Raw genomic sequence first — 26,378 nt, forward strand, 5'->3', positions numbered from 1 at the left:
TATACGTCTGAGAGAATAAAAAAGACAATCAACTTCAATTTCAAGTTGACTGCCTACGATTCTTTACAAGTTCTTCAAATCTCGCAAAGATATAATAGAAGATATTTTCCTTCTTCTTATAAATCGTAGTCAAGTCATTTACGGTAACTCGGTAGAAACTTTCGGGCCATATTCCCGACATTATACGACGACGTTATTTAATTTACTTTGATAATATATCATGCTTTTATTACTATTTCAACACCTTTTCCGAACGTTTTTTAATTTTATTTATTAATAGTTCGTGAATTAGACTAACATTAACGTAACTGTGTTATGCTACCAATAATAATTATTTACTTTTCCAAACAATATGTGACAATATATTTACTAAATAACAACTAGCGAGGTAGGCGATTTAATGGACAAAATCATAGAACCTTCAAAAAATTACACACAAACCATCCAAAATGATTCTATTATGCTCGAAGAAATTGAAGAAAATACACACTTAATTGATTGTGAAGTTGATTGTCGTTTTGGAAGAAAACAATTACAAGAAGTGCAGTTTGAAAATTGCCGATTCTTAACAAGCGATTATACTCAAACGGAATTCTTAGATATCATTTTCAAAAAATGTGATTTATCTAACTTTGAATTTAATAAATCTATATTTTACCGCTGCCAGTTTCAAGCTTGTAAATTAATAGGCTCACAATTTATCGGCAGTAAATTCAAAAATGTATTTTGGCAAGATAGTTTGATGAATTATTCTATTTTCTCCGAAAGCAAGATGAATCAAGTTTGCTTCGAGGGAAATCAATTAGAAGAAACTTTCTTTCAGAATGTTCATTTTGATAAAGTAGAACTTCTAAAGTGCAATTTACAACTAGCAGATTTTACAGAGAGTAATTTAAATCGTTTAGATTTTTCAACTTGTGATTTTATTGATATTAAATTATCACCTGCCTTAGCAAATGGCTTATCAATTCGATTTGATCAATCCGCTGCAATTGCTATAATGCTTGGTGTTACGATTAAAGACTAGAAAGAAGCTCACTTATCACATAAAGATAAGTGAGCTTCTTTACACTATTGGATTCTCTACATAACGAATTTTACGTAACATTTGCAAATACAGATACAAATACAAAAAAGCTTGGAAGAAACCTTATTAGATAAGGCTCTCCAAGCTCTTTTTAGTTGCTATTTCTTTGTGCTCCTGCAGTACAGTTGCTCCTCGTCGCAAACATCAGCCTTGCTGTCGCAAGAAATTTCTGCGGGGCTAACGCTCCTCGAAATTTAGCTGATGTTTATTCCCACTCAATAGTAGCTGGTGGCTTAGAAGTAATGTCATACAGTACGCGGTTAACGTGATCTACTTCGTTTACGATACGTACAGAGATTTTCTCTAGTACGTCATATGGGATACGTGCCCAGTCAGAAGTCATACCATCAATTGATGTTACGCCGCGGATACCGATTGCGTAGTCATAAGTACGACCATCACCCATAACACCGACTGAACGGATGTCTGGTAGTACGCAGAAGTATTGCCAGATGTCGCGGTCAAGACCAGCTTTTTTGATTTCTTCACGTAGGATGAAGTCTGCATTACGTACGATTTCTAATTTATCTTCTGTTACTTCGCCAAGTACACGGATACCTAGACCAGGACCTGGGAATGGTTGACGCCATACTACTGCTTCAGGAAGACCAAGTTCTAAACCAAGCGCACGTACTTCGTCTTTGAATAATGTGTTAAGTGGTTCGATAAGTTCGAATTTCATGTCTTCTGGAAGACCGCCAACGTTGTGGTGAGATTTAATTGTTTGTGCAGTTGCTGTACCAGATTCGATGATATCAGTGTAAAGAGTACCTTGAGCTAAGAAGTCCATGTCAGTAAGTTTAGCTGATTCTTCGTCAAATACGTAAATGAATTCGTTACCGATGATTTTACGTTTTTGTTCTGGGTCAGATACGCCTTTCAGTTTGTTCATGAAGCGTTCACGAGCATCGATTTTAATAAGTTTCATATCGAAGTCTTCAGTGAAAGTTTTCATTACTTGTTCAACTTCACCTTTACGGTTTAAGTTGTGGTCTACGAACATACAAGTTAATTGGTCACCGATTGCTTTGTGGATTAAAACCGCTACAACTGATGAGTCTACGCCACCTGAAAGTGCGCAAAGAACTTGTTTGTCACCAACGATGTTACGGATTTTTTCTGTTTCAATTTCGATGAAGTTCGCCATTGACCAGTCGCCTTTACAGCCACAGATGTCTAATGCGAAGTGACGAAGTAAGTCGTTACCGTATACAGAGTGACGTACTTCTGGGTGGAATTGTACAGCGTAGAATTTACGTTCTGTGTTTGCCATTGCAGCGATTGGGCAAGAGTCGCTTGTAGCGATTGTAGTAAAGCCTTCTGGAGTAGCTGTTACTAAGTCACCGTGACTCATCCAAACAACTTGTTCTTCTGGTGTATCAGCAAATAATTTGTTTGCTTCAAGCACTTTAACTTCTGCTTTACCGTATTCACGGTGAGACGCAGCTTCTACTTTACCACCTAGAGTATGAGCCATTAATTGCATACCGTAGCAAATACCTAAGATTGGTAAGCCTAATTCAAAGATTTCTTCGTCGATTTTGAATGCATTGTCGTCATAAACAGAGTTTGGACCACCTGAGAAGATGATACCTGTAGCATTCATATCTTTTAATTCTTGTGCTGTGATTGTATGTGGGTGTAACTCACTGTAAACACCGAATTCACGAATACGACGTGTAATTAATTGATTATATTGACTACCGAAATCAAGAACGATGATTTTTTCTTGATTTATTAGTTGTGTACTAGCTGACAACAGTTCCACCTCTTCTATATTTTATAAATGACTACGTCTCTTATATAGTCGCATTATGAAAAGAACGCGTTGAAAGTATTGCTCTTCCTACGCGTTCAGTTTCTCCAAAAGGCAAATAAACTATGTCTAAAACATAGCTATATTTGCCTTCATAGTCAAACTATTTACGGTAGCTTGGTAGAAACATTCGAACCATATTTCCGAACATATACGAGGGTAGTTCAATTATTAATAATTTTTCTCAATTTTACAGGTTATATGAGGCAAAATCAACCGGTTAAATGATTGATTAAATATTTCCAACATTCTTTAATTTTATCATTATCGATTATAGAAGTCTCTTTACTATAGATTTTTTGCTCATATGCTTGAGTTAAAATGCTCATGTGATCCGTTCCAAAATGAGCATCTACTTGTTTCGCAAAATCTCCTAAGGTTTGTCCTTGTGCTTTCGACAATCCGATTAAAGAAAGCTGCTTCAATAAATCTTCATACATTTTATCTATTGGAATATTTTTATGTCCTCTTAAGCGATATTTCATCAATAACCATTTCGGCATCCATTTTCGGCGAGTAAAGTATATTAGCATTGTAAGTGCTATGATAATGATGACTGGTATGATAATCGCTTTGTTCACTTGATTATTCGTAGCTTGTTTCAGATTGCTTTTTTTCTTTTCTTCTGTTTTTGCTTTTTCTTGTTTGTACTTTTTCTTTTGCTCTGCTTTCTTTTTCTTTTTCTTTTCTGCTTTTGCTTGATCATTTTCTTTTTGCTTTGGATTAATGGTACCTTCCGTTTGATTGTCTTTTACATCATCCAATACATTATCAAATCCATTGAAGCCGATTGTAGGTTCAAATGCCATCCAACCAACTCCTGGTAAATATGCTTCTACCCATGAATGAGCATTATTGTTTGTTACAATAAAATGATGTGTATCATCATTGGAAATGACCTCATCTCCTTCTGAGAAGCCTTTAACCCAACGCGCTGGAATTCCTAATGTACGGAGCATGACAACCATAGAAGTTGAAAAGTTATCACAATAACCTGATTTTGTTTCAAAAAGGAATTGGTCAACATAATCTTGCTTTTCTGAAGGAATCGCTACATCATTACGTGAATACTTATAACCGTTATATTGAAAATATGAAACAATTGCATTTGCTTTATCGTATAAGTTTGTCTCATCTTTCGTTATTTCAACAGCTAGTTTCTTTACTCGCTTCGGTAAAGAGGCAGGAAGCTGCAAATATTGATTATAGTCCTTCGAAAGTTTCTTTAAATCAGACTCTCTTGTTTTTTCTAATGCCTTCAAGCTATATTCAGGTGTTGAATAGGTCATTGAATAATGTGGCAAAAGAACCCTTTTTTCATTTATGGTTGGGCGGATTTTTTCACCATCAATTTCAATATAAAAAGATTTCTCATCATTTGGTTGATCAATGGTTTTTAACCCATAAGGTTGTAATATAAATTTATAATTTTTCTTTAAAGTAATCGTAGCTTCATCTATGTTCTTCTTTTTACCAGGTTTCATCGACATTGGAATTTCATCACCATAGCCAAAGGTATGAACATAAACGTCGCCTTTCTTACGTTCCCATCCTTTTCCGGTATAGATATTCTTTGTTTCCACACGCCAATATTGATTTTTCTTTGCAGTCGCTTCAAATACAGGACGATTATCTTCTTCGAATGGGCCACCCAGTTTACGATCGTCTTCAACATAACCAATTTTACCAATACCGCTATTTTGACCATTTTGCCAATTTACGAGTCTTTCTATAGGCTCAGGGACATTAACCATTGCTGGCCTTTTAGGCATTATATACGCAAATGCTGCACTACCAATAATCATGACAATAAGCGGAATCATTAACATAGCATAATGCTTTGGTTTCCATTTAACCTGGCTATTTGTAAATAAGCGATTGATATATAAGACACCCATAAGTAATATCCCTAGTACCATCACACGAATCATCGCATATTTTGCATCGTAATTTGTCAGTGTATCTAACAAGCTTAAGAATATGATGGTTGTTAAAAAGAAATAGAGTACAGAATGCTTTACTGTTAGCCAGTGATGAATCAGATAGATTGTCATCCATAACAATACAAAAAATAATATACTGCGAAATGAATCTGTCACTCCATCCCAATTTCCGTCAACGAGAGCTTGAATACTAATAACAAATTCATCTGCAATTTTCATAAAACTCTCTACAGAAAATACTTTCGTCCCCATATACACATACATTAAAAACCATATTACATAAAGAATTTTAATAATAAACGACAGCACACCATTTAGATTGAGAATATTACTACCTAAACAAATTAATACGAAGATAAGAAATAAACCGAGATGCCCTGTATTTGTAAGATGTACTACTGGTACAAGCCATTCTACTAACATTAAAAAAATAATGAGATAAAGACCGATTAAGCTTGTCCATTTCATCACAGGTGAATTCGTCATTTCAACACCTCCGTAAAGGCGCTTGCAAATTGTTTACGCGTTATAGGGAATACAAGAATACCATTTTCTTTTGCGATTGTTTCTAATTTCTGCTCTTGCTCCGAGATACTTTGTGCAGGAGTTCGAACAATAAAACAAATTGCACCTTGTGACTTTCCAGAAACCTTTTTCAAAATATTAAGCCACTCAGATGTCAATGAATTCGTAACAAAATAGATCATTGCCGCATTTATCAAGGCACGGTTTTGTCCAAATTTATGTTCAACTTTTTCAATCGGCTGAGGCTGTATACCCGCCAATTGATACATTACCTGCTGCAATTGTTCTTCTGTTTGAATCAGATCAAAATAGAACTGCTTTTCGCCTGCAGATAGAAAAGACATCGTTAAATGTTGACTTACAACAGCAGATAAAATCGAAGCACATAACTCAACTTTTTCTTCGAATATCTCTGATGGTGAACCATCTAGTACAAGACAAATTTCTTGAGATTGTTGATCTTCAAATTCCTTCGTTTGTAAATTTTGCGTTTTCGCAAATGTTTTCCAATGAATCCATGTCATACGATCCCCTGGTTGATATTCACGAATACCCGACACCATTGTCGTATCACGGACAGCGTTATTGCGTGCTGTCCCTGCACCGCTACTTTTGGTTAAACGCAATGGCGTATAGGTAAGTTTTTCTACCTTTGGATAAACAACAACTGATCGTTTCGCAGGAATTAAAGCTGTTTTTTTGACCCATCCAAAGAAATCAGTAATTGTTAGTTCAATGCCTTCTAGTTGATGATGACCACGTGGCATATTAGGAATTTCATAGTTCCAAGATAATTGTTTTTTCATACCCATCATGAAGAAATGCCGTGTCTGATCAGCTGCTTCTTCATCGAAAATCTCACTCGGCATGCTTTCTTGAATAACCGTATAAAGTAATGGAAAACGTGATTTTCTAGTTAATGTCATCCTCATCCGAAGGGGATCTCCATGTTCCAAATGCCCAGTAAGCATCGTTCTTTCAACCGAAAATTGTTTTAATGGTACAAAAAACAGCATGATAGAATACAGTGCAAATGGGAAAAACATGAAAAAGATAAACCAACTAACAAATCCCCCCTGCATCAATGCAAAGCAAATCGTAATAGCTAACAGTAATACAACCATTACAAGACGTGTAATAGCTTGTGATAGCCATCGGATTTTATATCTCTTCATCATTTCGAAGCCCTTTTAATTGGTACAGTTGTATTAATCATAACGCGTCCAATAATTTCTTCAGGTGTAATCCCATCATATCGTGCTTCTGGCTTCAATATTAGACGATGAGAAAAGACGAATGGCGCCAAAAATTGCACATCATCTGGTGTCACATATCGACGACCTTTCAATAATGCATAAGCTTGCGATGCCTTCATCAAAGCAATTGAGCCACGAGGACTTGCACCAAGATAAACATATTGATGTTCTCTAGTCGCCCTTGCAAGATCAACAATATAACCTTTAACCAACTCATCAACATGAACAGTTTTCACTTCTTGTTGTAATTCCTTTAATTCTTCTAAAGAAACAACTGCCTTTAGTGATTCAATTGGACGTGTACCTTCTGCTCTACGCAAAACTTCAATTTCATCATCATGGCTTGGGTAACCCATCTTCAATTTCAATAAAAAACGATCTAACTGAGCTTCAGGCAGAGGATATGTCCCTTCATGCTCAATTGGATTTTGAGTGGCCATTACAAAAAATGGTTTTGGAATTTGCAATGTTTCACCATCGATGGTTACAGCTGCTTCTTCCATCCCTTCTAGTAGGGCAGATTGTGTTTTGGGAGATGTTCGGTTAATTTCATCCGCCAATACGATGTTCCCCATAATTGGACCCGGGCGGAAGTGGAATTCCATATCTTTGGGATTATAAATGGATACACCTATTACATCTGAAGGGAGTAAGTCTGGTGTGAACTGAATGCGTTTAAAATTAGCACTTACTGACTTTGAAAGTGCACGTACCATCATTGTTTTCCCTACACCAGGTACATCTTCAAGCAAAACATGACCTTCTGCCAATAATGCTACAACACTTAATTCAGCAATATGTTTTTTACCAATCATTACTTTTTCTATATTTTTGATAATGGATTGTAGCTTTTCCTGTGTCTCCATTCGTTGTCCTCCTGTAAATTTCTCGTCTATGCGTTTTCTCTTTTATTTCCTCAATTAACATTATTATAACATGACTATTTTCGACACTTACAAAAAACACGACTTAATGATTAGCCGTGTTTTTTAAACGATATTACACTTATTCCTTTTTTGAACTGATTTCATGCATAAAAAGTTCCTCTAAATGTATTGTTTTTGATTCTTGTAAAACAGATTTAATATTACCATGTTTTAAAACCCTTCCTTCATGTAATAAAAGAACATCATCTGCAAGTTCTTCCGCAAAGGAAAGTAGATGAGTAGAAAATAAAATAGTTTTCCCTGCATCCTTTTGTTCCTGTAATATATTCTTCAGCTCAGCAATCCAACGAATATCTAATCCATTTGTTGGTTCATCTAAAATAAGTAACTGTTCGTCTCCTAAAAGAGCTTGTGCTAAGTTTAATCGTTGTCTCATCCCTTTAGAAAATTGACGAACACGTTGCTTCCTATATTCCCATAATCCAACTCGTTTAAGTACTGTTTCAATCTCGCCTGATGGAATCTTCTTTAAACCAGCAAGTAACTGCAAAATCTCAAGTGCTGTCAAAGTTGGCGGAAAGTTCACATCATCTGGCATATATCGAATGGAAGGTTTAATAGCCCAATTTAATACCCCACTATTTAGCTTTTCTTCTCCAATTAGAAGGCGGATTAACGTACTTTTCCCAGCACCATTTCCACCTGCTAAAGCTATTATTCTCCCCTCTTGTAAGGTAAACGAAACATCTAGTAATCCTTGCTCTTTTGAATATTTTTTTACTAGTTTTTCCCCTTCTACAATCATGCTTGACGCCCCCTTTTCTCCAATAACCATTTTGCTAATAAAATCGGGAACACTATCCATAAGATTGTAATGATTGCATAAAGTAAGTAACCTACTGGAGAACTGTAAAACTCAGTAAAACTATAAAATGATGGTCCTAATACGGATGCTTGATCAGAGAAAAGAAAATAACCAAATCGAATCCATTCAGCTGGATTAATATGAATCATTACTATGGTTAATTTTTGCAAAACATGACCAGCTACTACAGTACCAACAGCCATCAACGCATACGATATTAACAATAATGCCAAAGCCCAAACAACTAATGATACAGCTAAAGCATGTAAACGGTTCTTAGCTAAGATTCCACATAGTATAGCAATAGATGAAAAAATAAGCATCGTCAAAATGGATAAACCTAAAAAAATAGTAGGAAAATGAGTTTGCCCGGAAATTCCGTTCATAGTTAATACAACACCAAAAGCTAGCAATAAAATGAGCGTAAAGGATAACAGCAACGCAATGTATTTTCCGATAATATATTGAATAACGCTCAATGGATAGGTTTTTAATAACGAAAACCAACCAGACTCTAAATCACTCGCGACGCCCATACTACCTATTGTTAAGATAAATAAAGGGAGTAGGAATAGTAGTAGATTTAGAAAACTTGCGGTTTGTCTTGTAAATCCTAGATCATTGGGTAAAGCAATTTGCTGAATAAGGGATATAGATGCAAAGACGAAGACAAATAGCAATGCTACCGACTGCATCCATCGACTCCTTAACATCTGTCTCCATTCTAAACGAATAAATAGGTGATTTCTCAATGTTGCACACCCCATTTAAAAGTTTTTAAATCTGCAAAACTTAATAGTTCTCCCTTACCTGATTTTTTTATATAGTTCTTTGCGCTATCTTTTGTTTTAAATGCAATTACGCCATATGACATGGGTGTCCAAATATCTTTGTCATAAACGTAGGTTGCTGTTTTAACATTTAGCCATTCCTTACCACTTTGATCTTTGATAAAGGCTTCTCCTAAATCTTTCTCATTCATATTTTTCATATATTCTATTAAACAACCAATATCATCAAACACTTCATAATCACCGTTTGTTAAGGCAATTTCACCAGCAAAATCTTTATAGACAATACTCATATTGCAAACTTTACAAACATCCGTTTCGCTTACAATTTCTTTCGGTTTGTATTCTTTATTGCCACAAGCTTGTAGTAGTAATACCGCAGTGAAAATACCTATTAAAAATCTTTTTTTCATGATCGTATTTCCTTTCTCCAAAACCATAGTATTGATAGCATAACAACTATTCCTATAAAGACTTTTCCTATATTTACTGTATTTTCTTGTTCCATGTTAATTGCACTATGCATCATTGGTGCTTTGTCGACTAGTTGTTTTTTCTCAATTGCATTTGTTTGTCGGTCCATTTCATTTAACAAAACGACACTTGGTGATTCGATAAAATATTGATAAGCTGGTTGCCTTACCATCCATTGTCCAAAACTTTGTAGTGCAACATAAGAACGATCACCAATATCATCACCATTTACATCAATCCCTGAATAATCATCATAATAATTTCGAGCTATATGACTGTTTGTCCCATCTGAGCGAAGATTCACTATATTACCAATAAAATCGTTTTCCTTCACATTGTTCTTTTCATTGGAACGAATTAATTCTACTGCCGTTTGGTTCATTAAAAAGGTATTCTTTTGTATCGTTGAATTTGTTAAACTTTGAGCAGAAATGGCGGTACGATTATATTGAAATTTGTTCTCTTTACTTTTAATATTTTTGGATTGAAACAAAGTCATTCCAGATGCATTCAATCCACTTTGATCAATTATATTATTTGTTGACAGTATTACATTTTCTGACATCATCAACATAATCCCAGTTACATTTCTTTTAAATGTATTGTTATTTGCTTGACCATTTTTCACAAACATAAAATGGATTCCATATCGACCATTTTGAATGTTATTAGAAACTAGTTTGATATCATTTACATTTTCTAAATAAATACCGTCTTGAACATGATCAATTTTGTTATGCTTTACTATCACATTCCTACTATTAAAAAAAGCAATTCCATTTCCTTTTTTGGAATAATGTCCATGAATCCCTTTGATCGAAAGATTCTGCAGCATAACACCTTTTGAGTTGTAAAGCTGAATCCCACTCCAACTATTTTTTAGAGTTACTCCCTCACATTGAAGATTTTGTACATTCTTCGCCACAATTCCTACATGAGCATTTTGAATAGTGAGATTTTCTATTTTTACGTTATTTACACCTTCTATTTTGATTACAGCTTCTTGGGTATTACTTTCTATTACAGTTTGCTTTGATCCCTTAATCGTAATAGATTTATGAATAATAACATTTTCTTTATACTTTCTTCCTTGTAGATGCAATACGCCCCCCTCAGGTGTTTGGTCAATTAGCTGCTGCAAAGTTTCTGCTTTCGCATGACCTTGTGGCATCAAACAAAAAGAAGTGATAAAAAAAGCGATTAGTATCAAAAGACGTTTCAATTTTGCCCACCTCCATTCAATGACAAAAAGGCCAGAGTCCCCTCCAGCCCTTCCATAGGATTATTATTATTTATGACTATCAGTATTGTTATCATCAGAATGCATATCCATCTTTTTATCGGAATCACTTTTTTTCATATCTTGCATTTTCTTCATTTTCATCTTGTATCGTTCAAGAGCTATTTTATCGATATCAGATACTTTAGCAATCTGAGCACCTTTATTTTTTTCTATAAATGCATCTGCACTTTTTTGATCTTTGAAAAATGCATAGCCATAGTTCATCGGTGTTTTAATATCTGCTTTTACAATAATGGCATCATCTAATTTCAACCACTCTTTCGAATTATAGTCACGAACATATTTTTCATATGTTTCTTTATCTTTTCGCTCTTGGTTTAATATACAGCCTATATCATCCAAGAACATAGTTGAGCCATCTTTCTTGATTGCTTGAGCAGTAAAAGCACCCATTTCTTGTTTTGCATCAAATACCTTCATATCACAAAATGCACATTTATCATCTTTTGTTGGTTCTTTTAAACGTTCATCTACTGTATTACTTGCTTTAGTTGTTTGTTCTGTTGAATTATGCTGGTGAGTCGTTTTTTCATCATTCTGATTACAAGCTCCTAATAATGATGCAGTTAGAATTATAACTATAGATAATTTCTTTTTCATATGTTTACTCCCCTTTCAATCAATTACTACTTTACCGTGTAATTGTGAAAGAAGTGGAAAATCTATGTGACTAATTTTCGACTAAATAAACAAAAGAAAAACCGATGCCTTAAATTGAGCACCGGTTTGAAAAAACTTATTTCTTTATTCAAAAATTTCATTTCCAAAAGTCATCGAAAATTGTAATTGGTAGATGACGTTTATGTTCAGAACGTAAATAATGTCCTTCGATTTTTTTACGAGCCTCTTCCTCAATTTCTTTGCCTTCTAAATAGTCATCGATTTGGTCATACGTAACACCAAGTGCCACTTCATCTGGTAATGATGGACGATCTTCTTCTAAGTCTGCAGTTGGAGTTTTTTCATATAAATGCTTTGGACAATTTAGTTCATCAAGCATTGCCTTACCTTGACGTTTGTTTAAACGGAAGATTGGTGTAAGGTCTGCAGCACCATCGCCAAATTTTGTATAGAAACCTGTAATTGCTTCAGCCGCATGATCGGTACCAAGTACGACGGCACCGTGGTGAGCTGCAATCGCAAATTGAACTTTCATACGTTCACGTGCTTTTTCGTTTCCTTTTAGAAAATCAGAAAGTTCTACACCTACTTCTTTTAATGATTGAACCCCTGCATCTACAGCAGGTTTTATATTTACCGTATATACTAATGTAGGTTTGATAAATTCAATAGCATCTTGGCAATCTTGTTCATCAGCTTGTATACCATAAGGTAGACGAACTGCCCAATAGGAATATTTATCTTCTCCAGCTTCTTCATTTAACTCATCTACTGCAAGCTGTGTTAGTTTGCCTGTTAAAGTAGAGTCTTGACCACCTGATAAACCAAGTACAAATCCCTTTAAGAAAGTGTTCTTTTTAGCATAGGCTTTTAAAAAGTTAATTGATTTGCGAATTTCTTCTTTCGCATTAATTTGTGGAAGTACATGTAATTCTTCAATAATTCGTTGTTGTAAAGTCATTAAAAATCCCCCCCTGATCCAGCAACAATGTCGCGAACCATATCCTTTACATCTTCGATATTTCGCATTTTGTTGTCCCAACATTTTTGGCTAAGGTCAACTGGATAGGCTTCTGGGTTCAATGAACGTTTATACTCATCCCATAGTAAGTTTAGATTGTCTTTTGCGTATCCTTTCATTTCTTGTACCGATGGACTTTTATAAATTATAATGCCATCTTCAATGACTTTTGTGTGAAGATTTTTCGCAGCAAAGTTGGTTACGAATTTTGAAATAAATGTATGGACAGGATGGAACATTTTAATACGTTCTTGTGATTCAGGATCTTCATCATGCATTGTAATATAATCACCTTCTGCTTTACCGTTTTCAAGATCGATTATGCGATACAATTTTTTTAATCCTGGTGTTGTTACCTTTTCAGCATTTGCAGAAATTTTAATACGATCTTGCATTTTACCATTGGCGTTTTCAAGTGATACAAGCTTGTATACCGCTCCTAGTGCTGGTTGATCATATGCTGTAATTAATTTTGTACCAATTCCCCACTGATCAACCTTTGCACCTTGCGCAAGTAAGTTTAAAATTGTATATTCATCTAAATCATTGGATGCAACAATTTTCACATCCGTGAAACCTGCTTCATCTAACATTTTACGAGCAGCTTTTGATAAAAAGGAAATGTCTCCACTATCTAAGCGAATACCTAGGAAGTTAATCTTATCCCCTAATTCTTTTGCTACTTTAATCGCAGTTGGTACACCGGACTTTAAAGTATCGTAGGTATCAACTAGGAAAACACAGTCTTTGTGACGGCGTGCATAGGCATGAAAAGCTTCGTAATCACTTTTGTATGCTTGTACTAATGAATGAGCATGTGTACCAGCAACAGGAATATCGAATAGTTTCCCAGCTCTAACATTACTAGTTGAATCAAAGCCACCAATAATTGCTGCTCTCGTTCCCCAAATAGCTGCATCCATCTCTTGTGCTCGACGTGTACCAAACTCCATCACCACATCATCTTTTACGATTTGTTTAATTCGACTCGCTTTTGTTGCGATTAAAGTTTGGTAGTTCACAATATTAAGCAACGCTGTTTCGATTAGTTGAGCTTCTACTAAAGGTGCCTCAATACGCACAATTGGTTCATTGCCAAAAACAAGCTCTCCCTCTGTCATTGAGTAGACATTCCCAGTAAAACGTAGTTCTCTTAAGTATTCAATAAAATCCTTGTCGTATCCTACTTCCTCTTGGAGGTATTCTAAGTCAGATTCACTGAAGTGAAAATCACGTAAATATTCCAGCATTCTTTCTAAGCCAGCGAATACAGCATAACCGTTACCGAATGGTAATCTTCGGAAATATAATTCAAATACTGCTTTTCGATTATGTATTCCATCTGCCCAATAAGTTTCCGCCATATTTATTTGATATAAATCTGTATGTAGCGCTAGGCTATCGTCTGGATATTTTGATTTCATACTTAGTCCCCTTTTCCACAATATTAATAACACATAGTATACACTATTTAACTTTAAATATGTCTTGATAACAATATTGTTGTCATGACAACTGTATAATCACCGAATCCTCTCTACATAATTTCACAATAAGTAGATTTATAAATTAATCTTTATAAGATACATTTTCTAATCCCAACAGCACTTTTTTTAAAGGAATACCACTTCTGAATCCTGTTAACTTTCCATTTTTGCCTATAATACGATGACATGGGACGACAATCAAGATTGGATTTGCACCAATCGCTCCTCCAACTGCTCTTACAGCCTTTGGATTATGGATCATATTCGCAATTTCTGAATAACTAGTTGTCACACCGTATGGAATTTGTAATAATGCTTGCCATACTTGTTGTTGAAATGCAGTTCCTTGTAAATCTAAAGGTACGTCAAAGGTCGATCTTTCCCCTGCAAAGTATTCCTGAAATTGTTTTTTGTATTCTACCATTTTCAAATGGTTTTCTACTAGTAGCGCATCCTTATAATGCTTCTGGTACCAGCTTTCTAACTCATTCATAGAAGTACCAACATAGCTTAATCCTTCATCAGAAGCTGCGATGATTATTGCCCATTCTTTTTCATTGAATGAGGTCCAATATATATTTTTCATTTTTCTATACCTCCATTTATAAACCGATATTTTCTTGGCGTTAAACCGGTTATCTTTTTAAATAATGTAATAAAGTACGGTGTATTTGAAAATCCTACAGCCTGTCCAATTTGTTCTATTTTTTGTTGAGTTGTTTTAAGTAACACCTTTGCTTCTTCCACTCTAATATGTTGAATATAATCAATTGGGGCATAACCTGTTACCTTTTTATAAATTTTTTGCAAATGATAAGGGCTTCCATGACATGCATCTGCCAATATATCTAATGTTAAATGTTCGTGAAAATGATGTTCGATATAATAATTTATTTGCAATACCCATTCTTCAGCAGGTATCCGTAAACTACTTGGTTTACATCGTTTACAAGGCCGGAATCCAGCTTGAATTGCTGCCTCTATATTTTGAAAAATACGTATGTTTTCAAATTTGGGGTTACGTGATTGACAAGATGGTCTACAGCAAATGCCTGTAGAAGTGACTGCATAAATAAACTCCCCATCATAGCTTTTATTATTTGTCGTTAATGCTGTCCACTCCTCCTGAGTTGGTGTTTTGCCAAATTGCCGTTTCATTTTACACACCCCTTAATTGATTCTGTATAGTTGTAGTATACCTGTCTCAAATTACTTGATAATACTTTTTTGATGTAATCGCAACATATCGTAATTTTTCTCTTATACAATCAACATTGAAAGGAGTGAGATTATGTATAATCCACTGAAAATTACATTACCAATAGAATTTAGTTTTCAAGAAAATCTAAGATATTTACAAAGAAATGATAAAGAATGCATGTTTGAAGTCTATGGAGAAGTAGTACGTAAAGTTATTCCAATTCCACCTAGTTTTCCACTTGTAGAAATTAGCTGTCAAGAACAGCTGCTCTCTGTTCAAATACTCTATTCTACAGTTCCCTGTAGTTCAAAAGATTATGAAGCCATCATACACTATATTCGTGAGTGGTTTGATCTTGATACAGATCTTCTACCGTTTTATAAAATGGCTAAAAAAGATAGCTTACTATGTTCAGCAGTTCAAGATTATTATGGCTTACGTACTATTGGTATTCCAGATTTGTTCGAGGCGATTAGTTGGGGAATTTTAGGTCAACAAATTAATTTGTCTTTTGCCTATACTTTAAAGAAGAATCTTGTCGAAAAATATGGGAATTGTGTCACGTGGAACAATCGACATTATTGGCTATTTCCCGACGCTTCAACAATTGCCAACCTATCTATAGAAGATTTAATGCCGTTAAAATTAACAACTAAAAAATGTGAATATCTCTTACTAGCTGCACAACTTATTGCTACGGGGAAATTGTCAAAAAACACCTTAAAACAAATGGTTTCTTTAAAAAAAGCTGAACAGCAGTTAACATCTATCCGAGGAATTGGTCCCTGGACTGCAAATTATGTATTAATGCGCTGTTTACGATACCCTGATGCTTTTCCAATAGCAGATGTTGGCTTACATAATGCTATTAAATATATAACAAAAGCTGATCGCAAACCCACAAAAGAAGAAATACTTGTTTATGCAAAAGACTGGCGTGGATTTGAATCATATGCAACGTTCTATTTATGGCGTTACTTATACTAATATATTCACCTTTTCTAGAAAATCCTCAGATTATGTTACATTAAGATTAAGAAAATTGTTCGCAGGAGTGTTATGTATGAATACAATTTATCAACCTGCTATTCACTTTCATAACGTCGATTTTGAAGTGAATGGACAGAAAATTTTGCAACAAGTTACAGGTTCTTTCCCTACAGGGGAAATCACAACACTTGTAGGTCCATCTGGAGCTGGTAAAACAACTTTACTTAAACTATGTAACGGTTTAATCTCTCCTACTACGGGTGAAATTTATATTGATAATGAACCCATTACCTCTTTAAACCCAGTTTCATTACGTCGCCATGTTGGAATGGCATTACAATCTGCACCAATGATTAAAGGTACCGTTTATACCAATTTATCTTTACCTAAAACATTACAAGGCTTGTCATTATCTTGTTCGGAAGCCATTTCATTCTTAGAGGATGTTGGATTAGATGCATCATTTCTTAATAAGGATGCTTCAGACTTATCAGGTGGCCAACGCCAACGTGTTTCCATTGCAAGAACGCTGGTCAATAAATCAGATATTCTATTGTTAGATGAAATTACTTCTGCTTTAGATCGAACGTCCATTAAAGAAGTGGAAGAACTGATTATTAAAATCAATCAGAAATACAATGTCACAATTATTTGGATTACCCATAATTTAGAGCAAGCAATTAAAATTGGTCACTACACCTGGGTTATGATAAACGGTCAAGTGATTGAAACCGGTGAAAGTACTCTTTTAACTAATCCAACAAAAGAAATTGTGAAACGTTTTGTAGAGGGGGTAATGGAATGAGTTACGCCACTCTTTCTTTAACATTATTATTTGTCTTAATACCACTAATACTGTCCAAAACTTTACATCTTGGTTTAGAAAAAGATACGCTAATTGCTACGATTCGTTCTATTATTCAATTACTAACGGTTGGATATATTTTAAAATTTGTTTTTGAATCGGATAACATTCTTTACATATTCACGATGATTACATTAATGATTGTGGCGGCTACAGCTAACGCTCGAAAAAAAGGAAAAAAAATTAGTGGAATCACATGGAAAGTTGCTATCACAATGATTACAGTCGAAATCATCGTTCAATCGATTTTGCTAGGATTTCATATTGTTCCCGCTACAGCACAATATATTATTCCTATTAGCGGAATGGCAATCGGGAACTCTATGGTACTCTCTATTCTCTTTTTAAATCGATTCCAAGCAGAGTTAGAGGCTTACAGAGATGAGACAGAACTGATTTTGTCGCTTGGTGGTACCCCAAAACAAGCAATCCACAGACAACTAATTAATGCGATAAAAGCAAGTATGATTCCAACAATCGAAAGTCAAAAAACGATTGGTCTTGTTCAATTGCCTGGTATGATGAGTGGCCAAATCATTGCAGGTGCTGATCCCGTACAGGCAGTTCAATTTCAACTTTTAATATTATTTGTATTGTTAACAACAGCAGCTATCTCTAGTATTTTATTAGGATTTTTATCTTACCCTTCTCTTTTCAATAATCGCATGCAAATGTTGAAAGATAAATTTTAGAAAACGCAAAAAAACGTCTTCCCCATTCCATGTAGGGAAAACGTTTTTTGCGTCATAATATTAATTTTGTACCTCATTACTAAATTACAGATATTATTTAGTTAATGCAACTTGTTTTTCATAAAAAGCAACAAAAATCGACAAAAAAGAGCCTTTAAACGCATGTTACCTTTATAGTTCAATTGTGTTTGAACAATAAATAGCATATACCCTAATCTTAGGACATTCAATGTTTTTGCTTTTTCACAAAAAAAATTCTTAATAGAGCATTTATATTTATCTATTAAGAAATATATGAATAGAATGACTTTTCCCTTAACTATGATATAATCGAGAAAATACAACTTCACAACAAGGGGAAATGGCATATGTCACTTAAAGATTTCTTTATCGCATTATCAGAAAACCAATTTTTAAATAACAATGCTAAAAAGTATGGGTTAAAGATGGGTGCTGCGAGCGTAGTAGCTGGTACAAACATCGAGGAAGTAATCAAAAGCATTAAAGAACTAAACTCACATGGAATCTCATGTACAGTGGACAATTTAGGGGAATTTGTTCATGAAAGATCAGAAGCAACCGCTGCAAAGGAACAAATTTTAGCAGTCATAGAAGCAATCCATCAAAATGGTGTTGACGCTCATATTTCTTTAAAACCTTCTCAATTAGGTTTAGATATTAACTATGATTTTTGCTATGAAAATTTAAAAGAAATAGTAGCTTTAGCAGACGACTATGATATTTTTGTTAATTTTGATATGGAAAATTATGATCGTTTACAACCATCATTTGATTTGCTTGAAGAATTATCTGTAGATCATGATAATATCGGCACAGTTATTCAAGCATACTTCTTCCGTGCAAAAGAAGACATCGAAAAATTCAAAAATTACCGTTTGCGTATTGTTAAAGGTGCTTATAAAGAACCTGGCGAAGTTGCTTACCAAACAAAAGAAGATATCGATCGTAATTACATAGAATTATTAGAGTATCACTTACTAAATGGTAAATTTACTTCAATTGCAACACATGATCACAATATTATTAATCATATGAAGCAGTTTATCGCAGTTCATGATATTCCCAAAGAAAAATACGAATTCCAAATGCTTTACGGCTTCCGTCGCGATATGCAGCTTGAACTAGCCAAAGAAGGATATAACTTCTGCACATATGTACCATTTGGGCAAGATTGGTATGGTTACTTTATGCGCCGTTTAGCAGAACGTCCACAAAATATAGAACTTGTCGTAAAACAAGTATTCAATAAGAGAACAAATACAATCATCGGGGTAGCAGCTGCAGGTTTTGCAATTGGCCGCTTAACGAAACGTAAATAAATTTATCCAGCTTCAGCAAAAAAAATCCGGATCAGCCACTTCAGAAAGCTAATCCGGATTTTTTATATTATTTATTCCAACCTTTTTCCTTAAATCTCGCTATCGCTTCAATACGATTACTTACACCTAATTTATCAAAAATAGTAGAGATATAGTTACGAACAGTTCCAGGAGACAAAAACAATTCATTTGCGATTTCTTTCGTCGTTCTTCCTTTTGCCACAAGATCCAATACTTCACTCTCTCGATCTGTTAAAGGATTTTCACTCTCTTCTTCATAAACAATATCAATAAGCTCAGGTGCATAAATTCTGCGACCATCTATGATGATTCGAATGGCATTAACTAATTCCTCAATAGGACTATCTTTTAACAAATATCCTCTGACACCTGCTTTTCTAGCTCTCTCAAAATAACCCGGTCTTGCAAAGGTTGTTAAAATAATCACCTTACAGCCTTTTTCCTTTAGCTCTTCTGCAGCGTCTAAACCTGTTTTTTCAGGCATTTCAATATCCATAATGGCGATATCCGGTTGATATTGATCAACAAGCTTTAATGCTTCTACGCCATTGTGCCCTACCCCTACAACTTCCATATCATCTTCCATATTAATCAATGATTTCAAAGCCCCGAGAAGCATTCCTTGGTCTTCGGCAATAACTATTTTAATCATCTTGTTTCACTTCCTTTGACTATCCACTCATTTAACTACTATTATAACAAATAAGAAGGAAAGAAGTGGCAGTTCAACTATTGCAAAAAACATTTAACCCCTGCAATTATTACTTTACAGGGGTTATAACTTTTAGAAATTCTATACCTAATTGAATCAATTTCATAAATTCATTTTCGGATTATAAATATAAACATTTCAACACATTTTCTTTTCCTCACTACTTTGAGGGAACTGAAAAAGTGGTTAAATACAAATACTAATAGTATTAATCTGCTTGCTAAATGATGTGGAATTAGCTTCGCTTCCCGCGGGGCTTTCAGCTCAAGCTTTTCCCGTAGGACTTTGAATGAACCTCACTGAATTAGCCTCGCTCGAAGGAAATGCGAATGCATTTTCGAGGACTCGCCGTCTTTCGCTTCACAATTAACAAGAAAATCAAATATTTTCTGAAATAGATTGATATATTATTTTAATTGCTTCTTCTAGTTCGCTCTGACTCATCGCTAGTACAGGCATGAATGTTAATACTTGATCTAACTGGCGGATGATGAGCCCTTTTTCGCGTGCAGTCAAGACAATGCTATCAAGTTTGTTTTCTTGTGCTTCGAAAATACCTTTTGACACTTTGTCTTTAACGATCTCAATTCCAATCATTAATCCCCGTTGACGAATATCTCCGACAATATCTAGATTATGTAATTCTTCTAACTTTTCCTTTACAATTAAAGCATTTGCTTGAACTTTTTCGATTAATGCAGTTTCCTCCATCAATTGAATATTCCTTAATGCTACAGCACAACTTAATTGGTTACCCGTATATGTGTGACCATGGTAAAACGTTTTATGCTCTTCTTTTTCCCCTAAAAAAGCATCAAAAACCTTTTGATTTGTAACAGTTGCTGCTAGAGGCATGTAGCCACCTGTAATCCCTTTTCCTACACAAATAATATCAGGGACAACCCCTTCTTGCTCGCAAGCAAACATGGTTCCTGTTCTACCAAAGCCAACTGCCACCTCATCACAAATAAGAAGAATGTTATATTTTCTGCAAAGTTTTTCTACCCCTTTTAAGAAGCCTTCAGGATGGGTGATAATTCCTGCTGCTCCTTGCACTAAAGGTTCCATGATTAAGCCAGCTACTTCATCAGCTTTTTCTTGAAGTAAACTTTCTAATTTCTGTAGGCAGAAATTTTTTACAGCTTCTTCGTCTCCATCTTCCGACATTCGATACGTATGAGGTGATGGTAAAGAAATACGCTTAAATAGTAATGGTTTAAAAATCCGGTGATATAAATCCATGCCACCTACACTAACAGACCCAATTGTATCACCATGATAAGCATCATCTAATGAGATAAATGTACTTTTTCTTTTATATTTCTCTGAATCGATATTTTGCCAATATTGATACGCCATTTTCAGTGCAATTTCTACAGAAGCAGAGCCTGTATCTGAATAGAATACTTTACATAAGTCTCCTGGTGTAATTTCTGCTAACTTTTTAGCCAATAAGATTGAAGGAACATTAGCAGAACCCAATAAAGTAGAATGTGCAACTTTATGTACTTGATTTGTCAGTGCTTCATTTAGCTCAGGGATATTATGCCCATGAACGTTAACCCAAAGAGAGGCATAACCATCTAAATATTTTTTTCCTTCAATATCATATAAATAGCTTCCTTCCCCTTTTTCAATAATAAGTGGTTTCGATTTCTGGTATTGCTTCATCTGAGTAAAAGGATGCCATACATGTTCTTTGTCCCAATTTTCTAGGTCTTGATTTTTATATTGTTTCATAAAGAAAAACCTCCTTCATTTTTTCTTCGAATTGTTCTGATTGGATACATTCTTCTGAGTATTTTTCTAATTCTTCTTTTACATTTTTGAAATCCGGAATAGTAAAAGTAGGTAGTTTTAGCATTTTTTCAATAGTATGAATATTATCTTGTTGAATTACATTATCTTTCTCAAACTTGTTGAAAATCACTGAATGGATAGGGATTTCATATGTTTGAGCGTATAAATTTGTTGTAATAACATTGTGTATTGAACCAAGTCCGCTTAAACTAACCAGAATAGCAGGTATATTCAGTTCTTTAATAAAATCCTTTGTCATATAAAAGTTATCCTCTTGCTCTATTAAAGGTACAGCTAACCCTCCAGCTCCCTCTATTAAAACAAGATCATTTGTTTGTTCTAATTCCATCTTTCTTTGTAGAGCAGCTTCAATTTTCACTTCTTTTGGTTGCATCTTAATGGCTAAATGTGGTGAAGTCTCTGGTTCGAAAACAAAACATCCAGTATTTTTTACACCAAGTACCGATTCATACCACCCTAAATCAGGATAAGTTTGTGTTTGCTCAATCAGTCCAGTTTGAAAAGGTTTAAATACTGTCGTTTTAATTCCTAGCTTATTTAATGTGAAATATAAAAAACCAGTAGCAATAGTTTTTCCTATATCTGTTCCAGTTCCAGTGATAAAAAGTGATTTTCCCATCCTATACAGCTCCTTCTTTTCATTTGAATCCATTTCATAAATCCATTTTCAATTTATAAATACGAACATTTCAACACATTAACTTTTCAATATTCTGATTTAAATGTTCCGCTACAGACGGTGCTTTCCACGGGCTTGGCTTCAATCTCCTCGTGCCAACACGATGTTGGTCACGAAGCTGTTGCCACAGGACGTGGCGCTCTTAGGCTTTGTTCCTTAAAAACGTTCCTGCGGGGCTTTCAGCTCAAGCTTATTCCGTAGGAGTCGCCGTCTTTCGCTCCACAATGAACAAAATTGGGTATCACTAAATCTTCGTATATTTCATATAAGTTTTGCATTATGAAATTGATTCATTTAAATGAATTTTTTTATTCTTGGACGAACTTTATGTATTATGACGGCACTTATAGCAGCTAAAATAATATCCCCAGGAACGGGTAAATAAAAACCAAATAATAATGTTTGATGAATAGACAATGGTTTTTCAACAACCCACTTCATTGCTCCGTAAAGCCAAATACACCCAAAAAAGTACACAATAAGTAGCGTAACTAAATTCGCGCAGAAAATAGAATAAATTTTATTCAGGTTAAACTTTTGAATAAGCCACCCATTTGCAAATGCACCTAATACAAAACCAATTAGATAACCAAATGTTGGTTTAAAAATATAACTAGGACCGCCTCCTTCAGTAAAAACTGGCACTCCCAATAATCCAATTAATACATAGCTTAATTGACTAATGAATCCAATTTTTGGTCCTAATAGTGCACCAGCTAAGTAGACAAATAGAATTTGTAGTGTAAAAGGAATATAAGGAATTGGAATTTTAATAAATGCACCTACTGATGTCAAAGCAGCAAAAAGCGCAGCAAAGGCGATTGTTTTACTTTTCAAAATATCACCTCTCTTCATTTTTTTAATTGTGATTATTGTGTATCATTTCGAATTATATGTCAACCTAAAATAAAAATAGGTTAACGCATTTTATGTTATATAAAAAAAGAGTAATAATGATTGATTGTCTTGAAAAGAGAAGTATCCGTTCATATAACAAAAAAACGCACATCACTAATTTCTTAGTAATGTACGTTTTTCTATATTTTATATAACATTATCAATAAGTTATGACACAATCTAACATAGTATTTTCCCAAGGTAAATTATTTGTTATATAACATTTTTACTAGACTTAGGCTGATTGACTGTCTTTTTGATTGTTTCTATAGATTGTTTTATTTTACCGTCATGTGTTACCACAAGACTTTTAACATCCTTAAATGTAACGAATGTTTTATTTGGAGTATCATATAATTTATAACGTAATGATTCAAAGCTAGTTTTAAGTGTAATGGTTGTTGCTTGTTGCAATGGTGGTGTCATTTTATGTGCTTCTTCTAATTTATAATTAGGTACTCGTGGTGCTAAATGATGCACATGATGGAAGCCAATGTTCCCTGTTACCCATTGTAAAATAAGCGGTAATTTATAATAAGAACTACCCTCTACAGCAGCTTTTACATAATCCCATTCAGATTCATTCTCAAAGTAAGAATCTTCAAATGTATGCTGAATGAAAAATAACCAAATGCCTAGTGCCCCTGCAACAAACATTGTTGTCCCTTGTACAATTAAAACTGATTGTACGCTTGTCAATAAGATGACACCTGCGAAAAGAGCAACAATGATCGCATTGGATAAATACGTATTGAAACGTTCTTTTTTTCTTGCATCTTTGTGATTAAATCTACTAGAAACCAGTACCAAATATAAAGGCCCTAAACCAAACATTACAAGTGGATTTCGATAAGCTCTGTAGCAAAATCGTTGCCATTTTGATGCCTTTACATATTCATCAACTGTCATGACCCAAATGTCGCCGACACCGCGTTTATCTAAATTGGAACTTGAAGCATGGTGAATCATATGCTCCTTTTTCCATTTTTCATATGAAAATAATGTAAGAACCCCTGTTATTAAACCAACGATATCATTGGCTTTTTTGTTTTTAAAGAAAGAGCCATGTGTGCAGTCATGGAAAATTATAAATGTACGAACAACAAAACCTGCCGCAATCACACTTAGTCCAACAGCTCCCCATACAGTGTAAGGTAAAATCATATATGCAGCTATCCACAATGCAATCATTGGTGGAATAGTATTCATTATTTGCATTACACTCTTTTTCGTATCAGATGTTGAATACGGTATAACAGCTTTTTTTAGCTGTTTTGTCTTTTCACGATCTGTCAAAAAAATCCCCTCCAGCCTTTGTACTGCTGAGTTCATCATACGTCTCTATTTGCATTTGCCATAGACATAGATGTCACAATGATAATATGACATCTATCATATACCTGGTACTAATAATAGGTTGCAAAATTATCAATCATATCCTATATATCCCTCATTTTAAATAATCTATAATACTAATACCCATAGAATTACTATAGTTAAATACCACACTTCAGTGGGAAGCTTTTAGCACCGAACTGGTTTTTTCATTTAATTCTTTAACGTGATTAGTGAATATCAGTATAAAAAACTACCTTTTCAATCTACTTTAAATGAATCAAATGACAATTACTATTTGAATAAACGAATACTTAAAGTATAATATTTTATACATATACCAGATTTTTTTAACATTTTAGACTAATAATCATGTTTTAAGGATAAGAGATTGGTTAGGAGGATTTTGTTATGGAACTTATGATGCAACAACGTCAAGAATTAAAACTTTTAATGACAGCTCAACTTCGGCAGTCCATTGAATTACTCCAATATTCAACTGATGATTTAGAACAATTTATCCGGCAACAAGAGTTAGAAAATCCATTAATTGAACTTCAAGACTCTTCAATTACAACACAAGTTGAAAGGCTTCCGTCTTTTAAGAAATTAAAACGTACAGCTCTGCAACCAACAGATATATCAAAACCTATTGAAGAAAATTTTAGAGATCAATTGATGCAAATGGTCAAATTAAATTTCAAAGATGACTCTACAAAGAAATTACTAACATATATGATTCACAATTTAAATGACAATGGATATTTAGAAATAGAAGGAACAGGTTCAAACTATTCAACAGAATATATTACGGAAGGTATAGAACTTCTTCAACAAATAGGACCTATCGGAATTGGAGCAAGAAATCTTGAAGAATGCCTTTTATTACAAAGTCAATATCGCTATCCTGAATACCCAATGCTAGAAGAAATAATTCAACATTATTTGCCTTTGCTTGCTGAAAAAAAATGGTCGCTCATTGCTAAAAATCTAAAATGTTCCGTTTCACAAGTTGGACAGCTAAGTGAGCTCATCCTAACGCTCAATCCAAGACCATGCTCCCTTATGCAAATCGGAAGTACAGAATATTTACGACCTGATATTATTGTGGAAGAACATCAAAATGAACTAATTTTCTATTTAAATGATTACTATCTACCAAGCATTAAATTGAATGAGTATTATTTAACGGTTCCCAAAACAAATCGCGACGATCAACAATATATTCATACGCACTACAAAAACTACCAGTGGCTTATGAACAGTATTGAACAACGCCGTAATACAATTATTAAAATAATGCATGTTTTAATGAAAAGACAATTACCTTTCTTTAGTAAAGGACTATCTGAATTAATTCCCTTAACTTTAAAAGAAGTGGCAGATGAAATCGAAATGCACGAATCTACTGTGAGTCGAGCAACCTCAAATAAATTTATTCAAACACCTATTGGTACGTTTGAGTTAAAATCATTATTCACTTCTAAAGTTGCAACAAATGATGGTGGCAATATTTCTCAAGAAAAAGTAAAAACACTATTAAAGCAATTTATCCAAAAAGAAGATAAACTTAAACCTTTTTCAGATCAGAAAATTGCTGAGTATTTTAATACAGAACACGCGATTCAAATCGCTAGAAGAACTATTAGTAAATATCGAGATGAACTTAATATTCCTTCGGCAAGCATGCGTAAAAAGTGGAAATGAAAGCGATACCAATTCAATAATAGAAAAAGAGCGTATCCAATG

General features: G+C 34.3%; 24 protein-coding genes and 2 riboswitches. Of the genes, 6 read left to right on the forward strand and 18 right to left on the reverse strand.

Annotation, left to right across the window (positions count from 1 at the left end; all coding sequences use genetic code 11):
- Window positions 1-106 precede the first annotated feature (106 nt).
- Window positions 107-208: riboswitch (purine riboswitch) on the reverse strand.
- Window positions 209-400: 192 nt separating this feature from the next.
- Complete coding sequence (locus Q8X41_RS10480; RefSeq protein WP_397540145.1) at window positions 401-1,027, forward strand: pentapeptide repeat-containing protein; 627 nt, start codon at window positions 401-403, stop codon at window positions 1,025-1,027.
- A gap of 265 nt (window positions 1,028-1,292) precedes the next feature.
- On the opposite strand, the gene guaA is transcribed toward Q8X41_RS10480, so the two are convergent.
- The 13 genes from guaA to Q8X41_RS10545 all read right to left on the reverse strand — a co-directional run bounded on the left by guaA (window position 1,293) and on the right by Q8X41_RS10545 (window position 15,234).
- The gene (gene guaA / locus Q8X41_RS10485) at window positions 1,293-2,846 is read right to left on the reverse strand and encodes a glutamine-hydrolyzing GMP synthase (protein ID WP_397540146.1); all 1,554 of its coding nucleotides are present in this window, start codon (window positions 2,844-2,846) and stop codon (window positions 1,293-1,295) included.
- 132 nt (window positions 2,847-2,978) lie between these two features.
- Window positions 2,979-3,080, reverse strand: a riboswitch (purine riboswitch).
- A 35-nt stretch (window positions 3,081-3,115) separates the two neighbouring features.
- On the reverse strand, window positions 3,116-5,332 hold the full coding sequence (locus tag Q8X41_RS10490) for a transglutaminaseTgpA domain-containing protein (RefSeq protein ID WP_397540147.1): 2,217 nt from the start codon (window positions 5,330-5,332) through the stop codon (window positions 3,116-3,118).
- Window positions 5,329-6,549, reverse strand: a complete 1,221-nt coding sequence (locus Q8X41_RS10495) for a DUF58 domain-containing protein (protein ID WP_397540148.1) — start codon at window positions 6,547-6,549, stop codon at window positions 5,329-5,331. Before Q8X41_RS10495 ends, Q8X41_RS10490 begins: the two co-directional genes overlap by 4 nt.
- The gene (locus Q8X41_RS10500) at window positions 6,546-7,493 is read right to left on the reverse strand and encodes an AAA family ATPase (protein WP_397540149.1); all 948 of its coding nucleotides are present in this window, start codon (window positions 7,491-7,493) and stop codon (window positions 6,546-6,548) included. Before Q8X41_RS10500 ends, Q8X41_RS10495 begins: the two co-directional genes overlap by 4 nt.
- 139 nt (window positions 7,494-7,632) lie before the next feature.
- Window positions 7,633-8,319 (reverse strand): ABC transporter ATP-binding protein, encoded by a 687-nt coding sequence (locus Q8X41_RS10505; RefSeq protein ID WP_397540150.1) that lies wholly within the window; start codon window positions 8,317-8,319, stop codon window positions 7,633-7,635.
- On the reverse strand, window positions 8,316-9,146 hold the full coding sequence (locus Q8X41_RS10510) for an ABC transporter permease (protein WP_397540151.1): 831 nt from the start codon (window positions 9,144-9,146) through the stop codon (window positions 8,316-8,318). The genes Q8X41_RS10505 and Q8X41_RS10510 overlap by 4 nt, the downstream gene beginning before the upstream one ends.
- A complete protein-coding gene (locus tag Q8X41_RS10515; RefSeq protein WP_397540152.1) occupies window positions 9,128-9,583 on the reverse strand; it encodes a nitrous oxide reductase accessory protein NosL in 456 nt (151 codons plus the stop codon). Before Q8X41_RS10515 ends, Q8X41_RS10510 begins: the two co-directional genes overlap by 19 nt.
- On the reverse strand, window positions 9,580-10,866 hold the full coding sequence (locus tag Q8X41_RS10520) for a nitrous oxide reductase family maturation protein NosD (RefSeq protein ID WP_397540153.1): 1,287 nt from the start codon (window positions 10,864-10,866) through the stop codon (window positions 9,580-9,582). Before Q8X41_RS10520 ends, Q8X41_RS10515 begins: the two co-directional genes overlap by 4 nt.
- Window positions 10,867-10,932: 66 nt before the next feature.
- Window positions 10,933-11,547 (reverse strand): nitrous oxide reductase accessory protein NosL, encoded by a 615-nt coding sequence (locus Q8X41_RS10525; RefSeq protein ID WP_397540154.1) that lies wholly within the window; start codon window positions 11,545-11,547, stop codon window positions 10,933-10,935.
- Window positions 11,548-11,704: 157 nt separating this feature from the next.
- The gene (nadE, locus tag Q8X41_RS10530; protein ID WP_397540155.1) at window positions 11,705-12,529 is read right to left on the reverse strand and encodes an ammonia-dependent NAD(+) synthetase; all 825 of its coding nucleotides are present in this window, start codon (window positions 12,527-12,529) and stop codon (window positions 11,705-11,707) included.
- On the reverse strand, window positions 12,529-14,013 hold the full coding sequence (locus Q8X41_RS10535) for a nicotinate phosphoribosyltransferase (RefSeq protein WP_397540156.1): 1,485 nt from the start codon (window positions 14,011-14,013) through the stop codon (window positions 12,529-12,531). The genes nadE and Q8X41_RS10535 overlap by 1 nt, the downstream gene beginning before the upstream one ends.
- Before the next feature lie 145 nt (window positions 14,014-14,158).
- Window positions 14,159-14,662 (reverse strand): methylated-DNA--[protein]-cysteine S-methyltransferase, encoded by a 504-nt coding sequence (locus tag Q8X41_RS10540; protein WP_397540157.1) that lies wholly within the window; start codon window positions 14,660-14,662, stop codon window positions 14,159-14,161.
- Window positions 14,659-15,234 (reverse strand): bifunctional transcriptional activator/DNA repair enzyme AdaA, encoded by a 576-nt coding sequence (locus Q8X41_RS10545; protein ID WP_397540158.1) that lies wholly within the window; start codon window positions 15,232-15,234, stop codon window positions 14,659-14,661. Before Q8X41_RS10545 ends, Q8X41_RS10540 begins: the two co-directional genes overlap by 4 nt.
- A 133-nt stretch (window positions 15,235-15,367) precedes the next feature.
- Here Q8X41_RS10545 and Q8X41_RS10550 point away from each other — a divergent pair, with 133 nt between their 5' ends.
- The 4 genes from Q8X41_RS10550 to Q8X41_RS10565 all read left to right on the forward strand — a co-directional run bounded on the left by Q8X41_RS10550 (window position 15,368) and on the right by Q8X41_RS10565 (window position 19,164).
- Window positions 15,368-16,264 (forward strand): DNA-3-methyladenine glycosylase family protein, encoded by an 897-nt coding sequence (locus tag Q8X41_RS10550; RefSeq protein WP_397540159.1) that lies wholly within the window; start codon window positions 15,368-15,370, stop codon window positions 16,262-16,264.
- 76 nt (window positions 16,265-16,340) lie between these two features.
- Window positions 16,341-17,072, forward strand: a complete 732-nt coding sequence (locus Q8X41_RS10555; RefSeq protein WP_397540160.1) for an ATP-binding cassette domain-containing protein — start codon at window positions 16,341-16,343, stop codon at window positions 17,070-17,072.
- Window positions 17,069-17,824 (forward strand): ABC transporter permease, encoded by a 756-nt coding sequence (locus Q8X41_RS10560; RefSeq protein ID WP_397540161.1) that lies wholly within the window; start codon window positions 17,069-17,071, stop codon window positions 17,822-17,824. Before Q8X41_RS10555 ends, Q8X41_RS10560 begins: the two co-directional genes overlap by 4 nt.
- A 368-nt stretch (window positions 17,825-18,192) precedes the next feature.
- Complete coding sequence (locus Q8X41_RS10565; protein WP_397540162.1) at window positions 18,193-19,164, forward strand: proline dehydrogenase family protein; 972 nt, start codon at window positions 18,193-18,195, stop codon at window positions 19,162-19,164.
- Between the two features lie 67 nt (window positions 19,165-19,231).
- Here Q8X41_RS10565 and Q8X41_RS10570 read toward each other — a convergent pair whose 3' ends face one another.
- From Q8X41_RS10570 to Q8X41_RS10590, 5 genes are all read right to left on the reverse strand, one after another.
- Complete coding sequence (locus Q8X41_RS10570; RefSeq protein ID WP_397540163.1) at window positions 19,232-19,837, reverse strand: response regulator; 606 nt, start codon at window positions 19,835-19,837, stop codon at window positions 19,232-19,234.
- A gap of 438 nt (window positions 19,838-20,275) precedes the next feature.
- Window positions 20,276-21,637, reverse strand: a complete 1,362-nt coding sequence (gene bioA, locus Q8X41_RS10575; RefSeq protein ID WP_397540164.1) for an adenosylmethionine--8-amino-7-oxononanoate transaminase — start codon at window positions 21,635-21,637, stop codon at window positions 20,276-20,278.
- Window positions 21,624-22,337 (reverse strand): dethiobiotin synthase, encoded by a 714-nt coding sequence (gene bioD, locus Q8X41_RS10580; protein WP_397540165.1) that lies wholly within the window; start codon window positions 22,335-22,337, stop codon window positions 21,624-21,626. The genes bioA and bioD overlap by 14 nt, the downstream gene beginning before the upstream one ends.
- Window positions 22,338-22,691: 354 nt before the next feature.
- A complete protein-coding gene (locus Q8X41_RS10585; RefSeq protein WP_397536320.1) occupies window positions 22,692-23,234 on the reverse strand; it encodes a biotin transporter BioY in 543 nt (180 codons plus the stop codon).
- Between the two features lie 273 nt (window positions 23,235-23,507).
- A complete protein-coding gene (locus tag Q8X41_RS10590) occupies window positions 23,508-24,590 on the reverse strand; it encodes a fatty acid desaturase (RefSeq protein ID WP_397536321.1) in 1,083 nt (360 codons plus the stop codon).
- Between the two features lie 450 nt (window positions 24,591-25,040).
- On the opposite strand from Q8X41_RS10590, the gene rpoN reads away from it, so the two are divergent.
- The gene (gene rpoN, locus Q8X41_RS10595) at window positions 25,041-26,336 is read left to right on the forward strand and encodes an RNA polymerase factor sigma-54 (RefSeq protein WP_397536322.1); all 1,296 of its coding nucleotides are present in this window, start codon (window positions 25,041-25,043) and stop codon (window positions 26,334-26,336) included.
- The last annotated feature ends 42 nt before the right edge of the window (window positions 26,337-26,378 follow it).

This window comes from Rummeliibacillus pycnus (genome assembly GCF_044359855.1).
Lineage (GTDB): Bacteria > Bacillota > Bacilli > Bacillales_A > Planococcaceae > Rummeliibacillus > Rummeliibacillus pycnus_A.

What these genes read in the sequence shown, in the direction of transcription:
- Q8X41_RS10560 (WP_397540161.1), top strand. Translation starts at nt 17,069, where the DNA reads ATGAGTTACGCCACTCTTTCTTTAACATTATTATTTGTCTTAATACCA.
- Q8X41_RS10550 (WP_397540159.1), top strand. Translation starts at nt 15,368, where the DNA reads ATGTATAATCCACTGAAAATTACATTACCAATAGAATTTAGTTTTCAA.
- Q8X41_RS10505 (WP_397540150.1), bottom strand. Translation starts at nt 8,319, where the DNA reads ATGATTGTAGAAGGGGAAAAACTAGTAAAAAAATATTCAAAAGAGCAA.
- Q8X41_RS10540 (WP_397540157.1), bottom strand. Translation starts at nt 14,662, where the DNA reads ATGAAAAATATATATTGGACCTCATTCAATGAAAAAGAATGGGCAATA.
- Q8X41_RS10515 (WP_397540152.1), bottom strand. Translation starts at nt 9,583, where the DNA reads ATGAAAAAAAGATTTTTAATAGGTATTTTCACTGCGGTATTACTACTA.
- nadE (WP_397540155.1), bottom strand. Translation starts at nt 12,529, where the DNA reads ATGACTTTACAACAACGAATTATTGAAGAATTACATGTACTTCCACAA.
- Q8X41_RS10545 (WP_397540158.1), bottom strand. Translation starts at nt 15,234, where the DNA reads ATGAAACGGCAATTTGGCAAAACACCAACTCAGGAGGAGTGGACAGCA.
- Q8X41_RS10495 (WP_397540148.1), bottom strand. Translation starts at nt 6,549, where the DNA reads ATGATGAAGAGATATAAAATCCGATGGCTATCACAAGCTATTACACGT.
- rpoN (WP_397536322.1), top strand. Translation starts at nt 25,041, where the DNA reads ATGGAACTTATGATGCAACAACGTCAAGAATTAAAACTTTTAATGACA.
- Q8X41_RS10570 (WP_397540163.1), bottom strand. Translation starts at nt 19,837, where the DNA reads ATGATTAAAATAGTTATTGCCGAAGACCAAGGAATGCTTCTCGGGGCT.
- Q8X41_RS10480 (WP_397540145.1), top strand. Translation starts at nt 401, where the DNA reads ATGGACAAAATCATAGAACCTTCAAAAAATTACACACAAACCATCCAA.
- Q8X41_RS10500 (WP_397540149.1), bottom strand. Translation starts at nt 7,493, where the DNA reads ATGGAGACACAGGAAAAGCTACAATCCATTATCAAAAATATAGAAAAA.
- Q8X41_RS10525 (WP_397540154.1), bottom strand. Translation starts at nt 11,547, where the DNA reads ATGAAAAAGAAATTATCTATAGTTATAATTCTAACTGCATCATTATTA.
- Q8X41_RS10555 (WP_397540160.1), top strand. Translation starts at nt 16,341, where the DNA reads ATGAATACAATTTATCAACCTGCTATTCACTTTCATAACGTCGATTTT.
- bioD (WP_397540165.1), bottom strand. Translation starts at nt 22,337, where the DNA reads ATGGGAAAATCACTTTTTATCACTGGAACTGGAACAGATATAGGAAAA.
- Q8X41_RS10490 (WP_397540147.1), bottom strand. Translation starts at nt 5,332, where the DNA reads ATGACGAATTCACCTGTGATGAAATGGACAAGCTTAATCGGTCTTTAT.
- Q8X41_RS10535 (WP_397540156.1), bottom strand. Translation starts at nt 14,013, where the DNA reads ATGAAATCAAAATATCCAGACGATAGCCTAGCGCTACATACAGATTTA.
- Q8X41_RS10565 (WP_397540162.1), top strand. Translation starts at nt 18,193, where the DNA reads ATGTCACTTAAAGATTTCTTTATCGCATTATCAGAAAACCAATTTTTA.
- Q8X41_RS10510 (WP_397540151.1), bottom strand. Translation starts at nt 9,146, where the DNA reads ATGGGGTGTGCAACATTGAGAAATCACCTATTTATTCGTTTAGAATGG.
- bioA (WP_397540164.1), bottom strand. Translation starts at nt 21,637, where the DNA reads ATGAAACAATATAAAAATCAAGACCTAGAAAATTGGGACAAAGAACAT.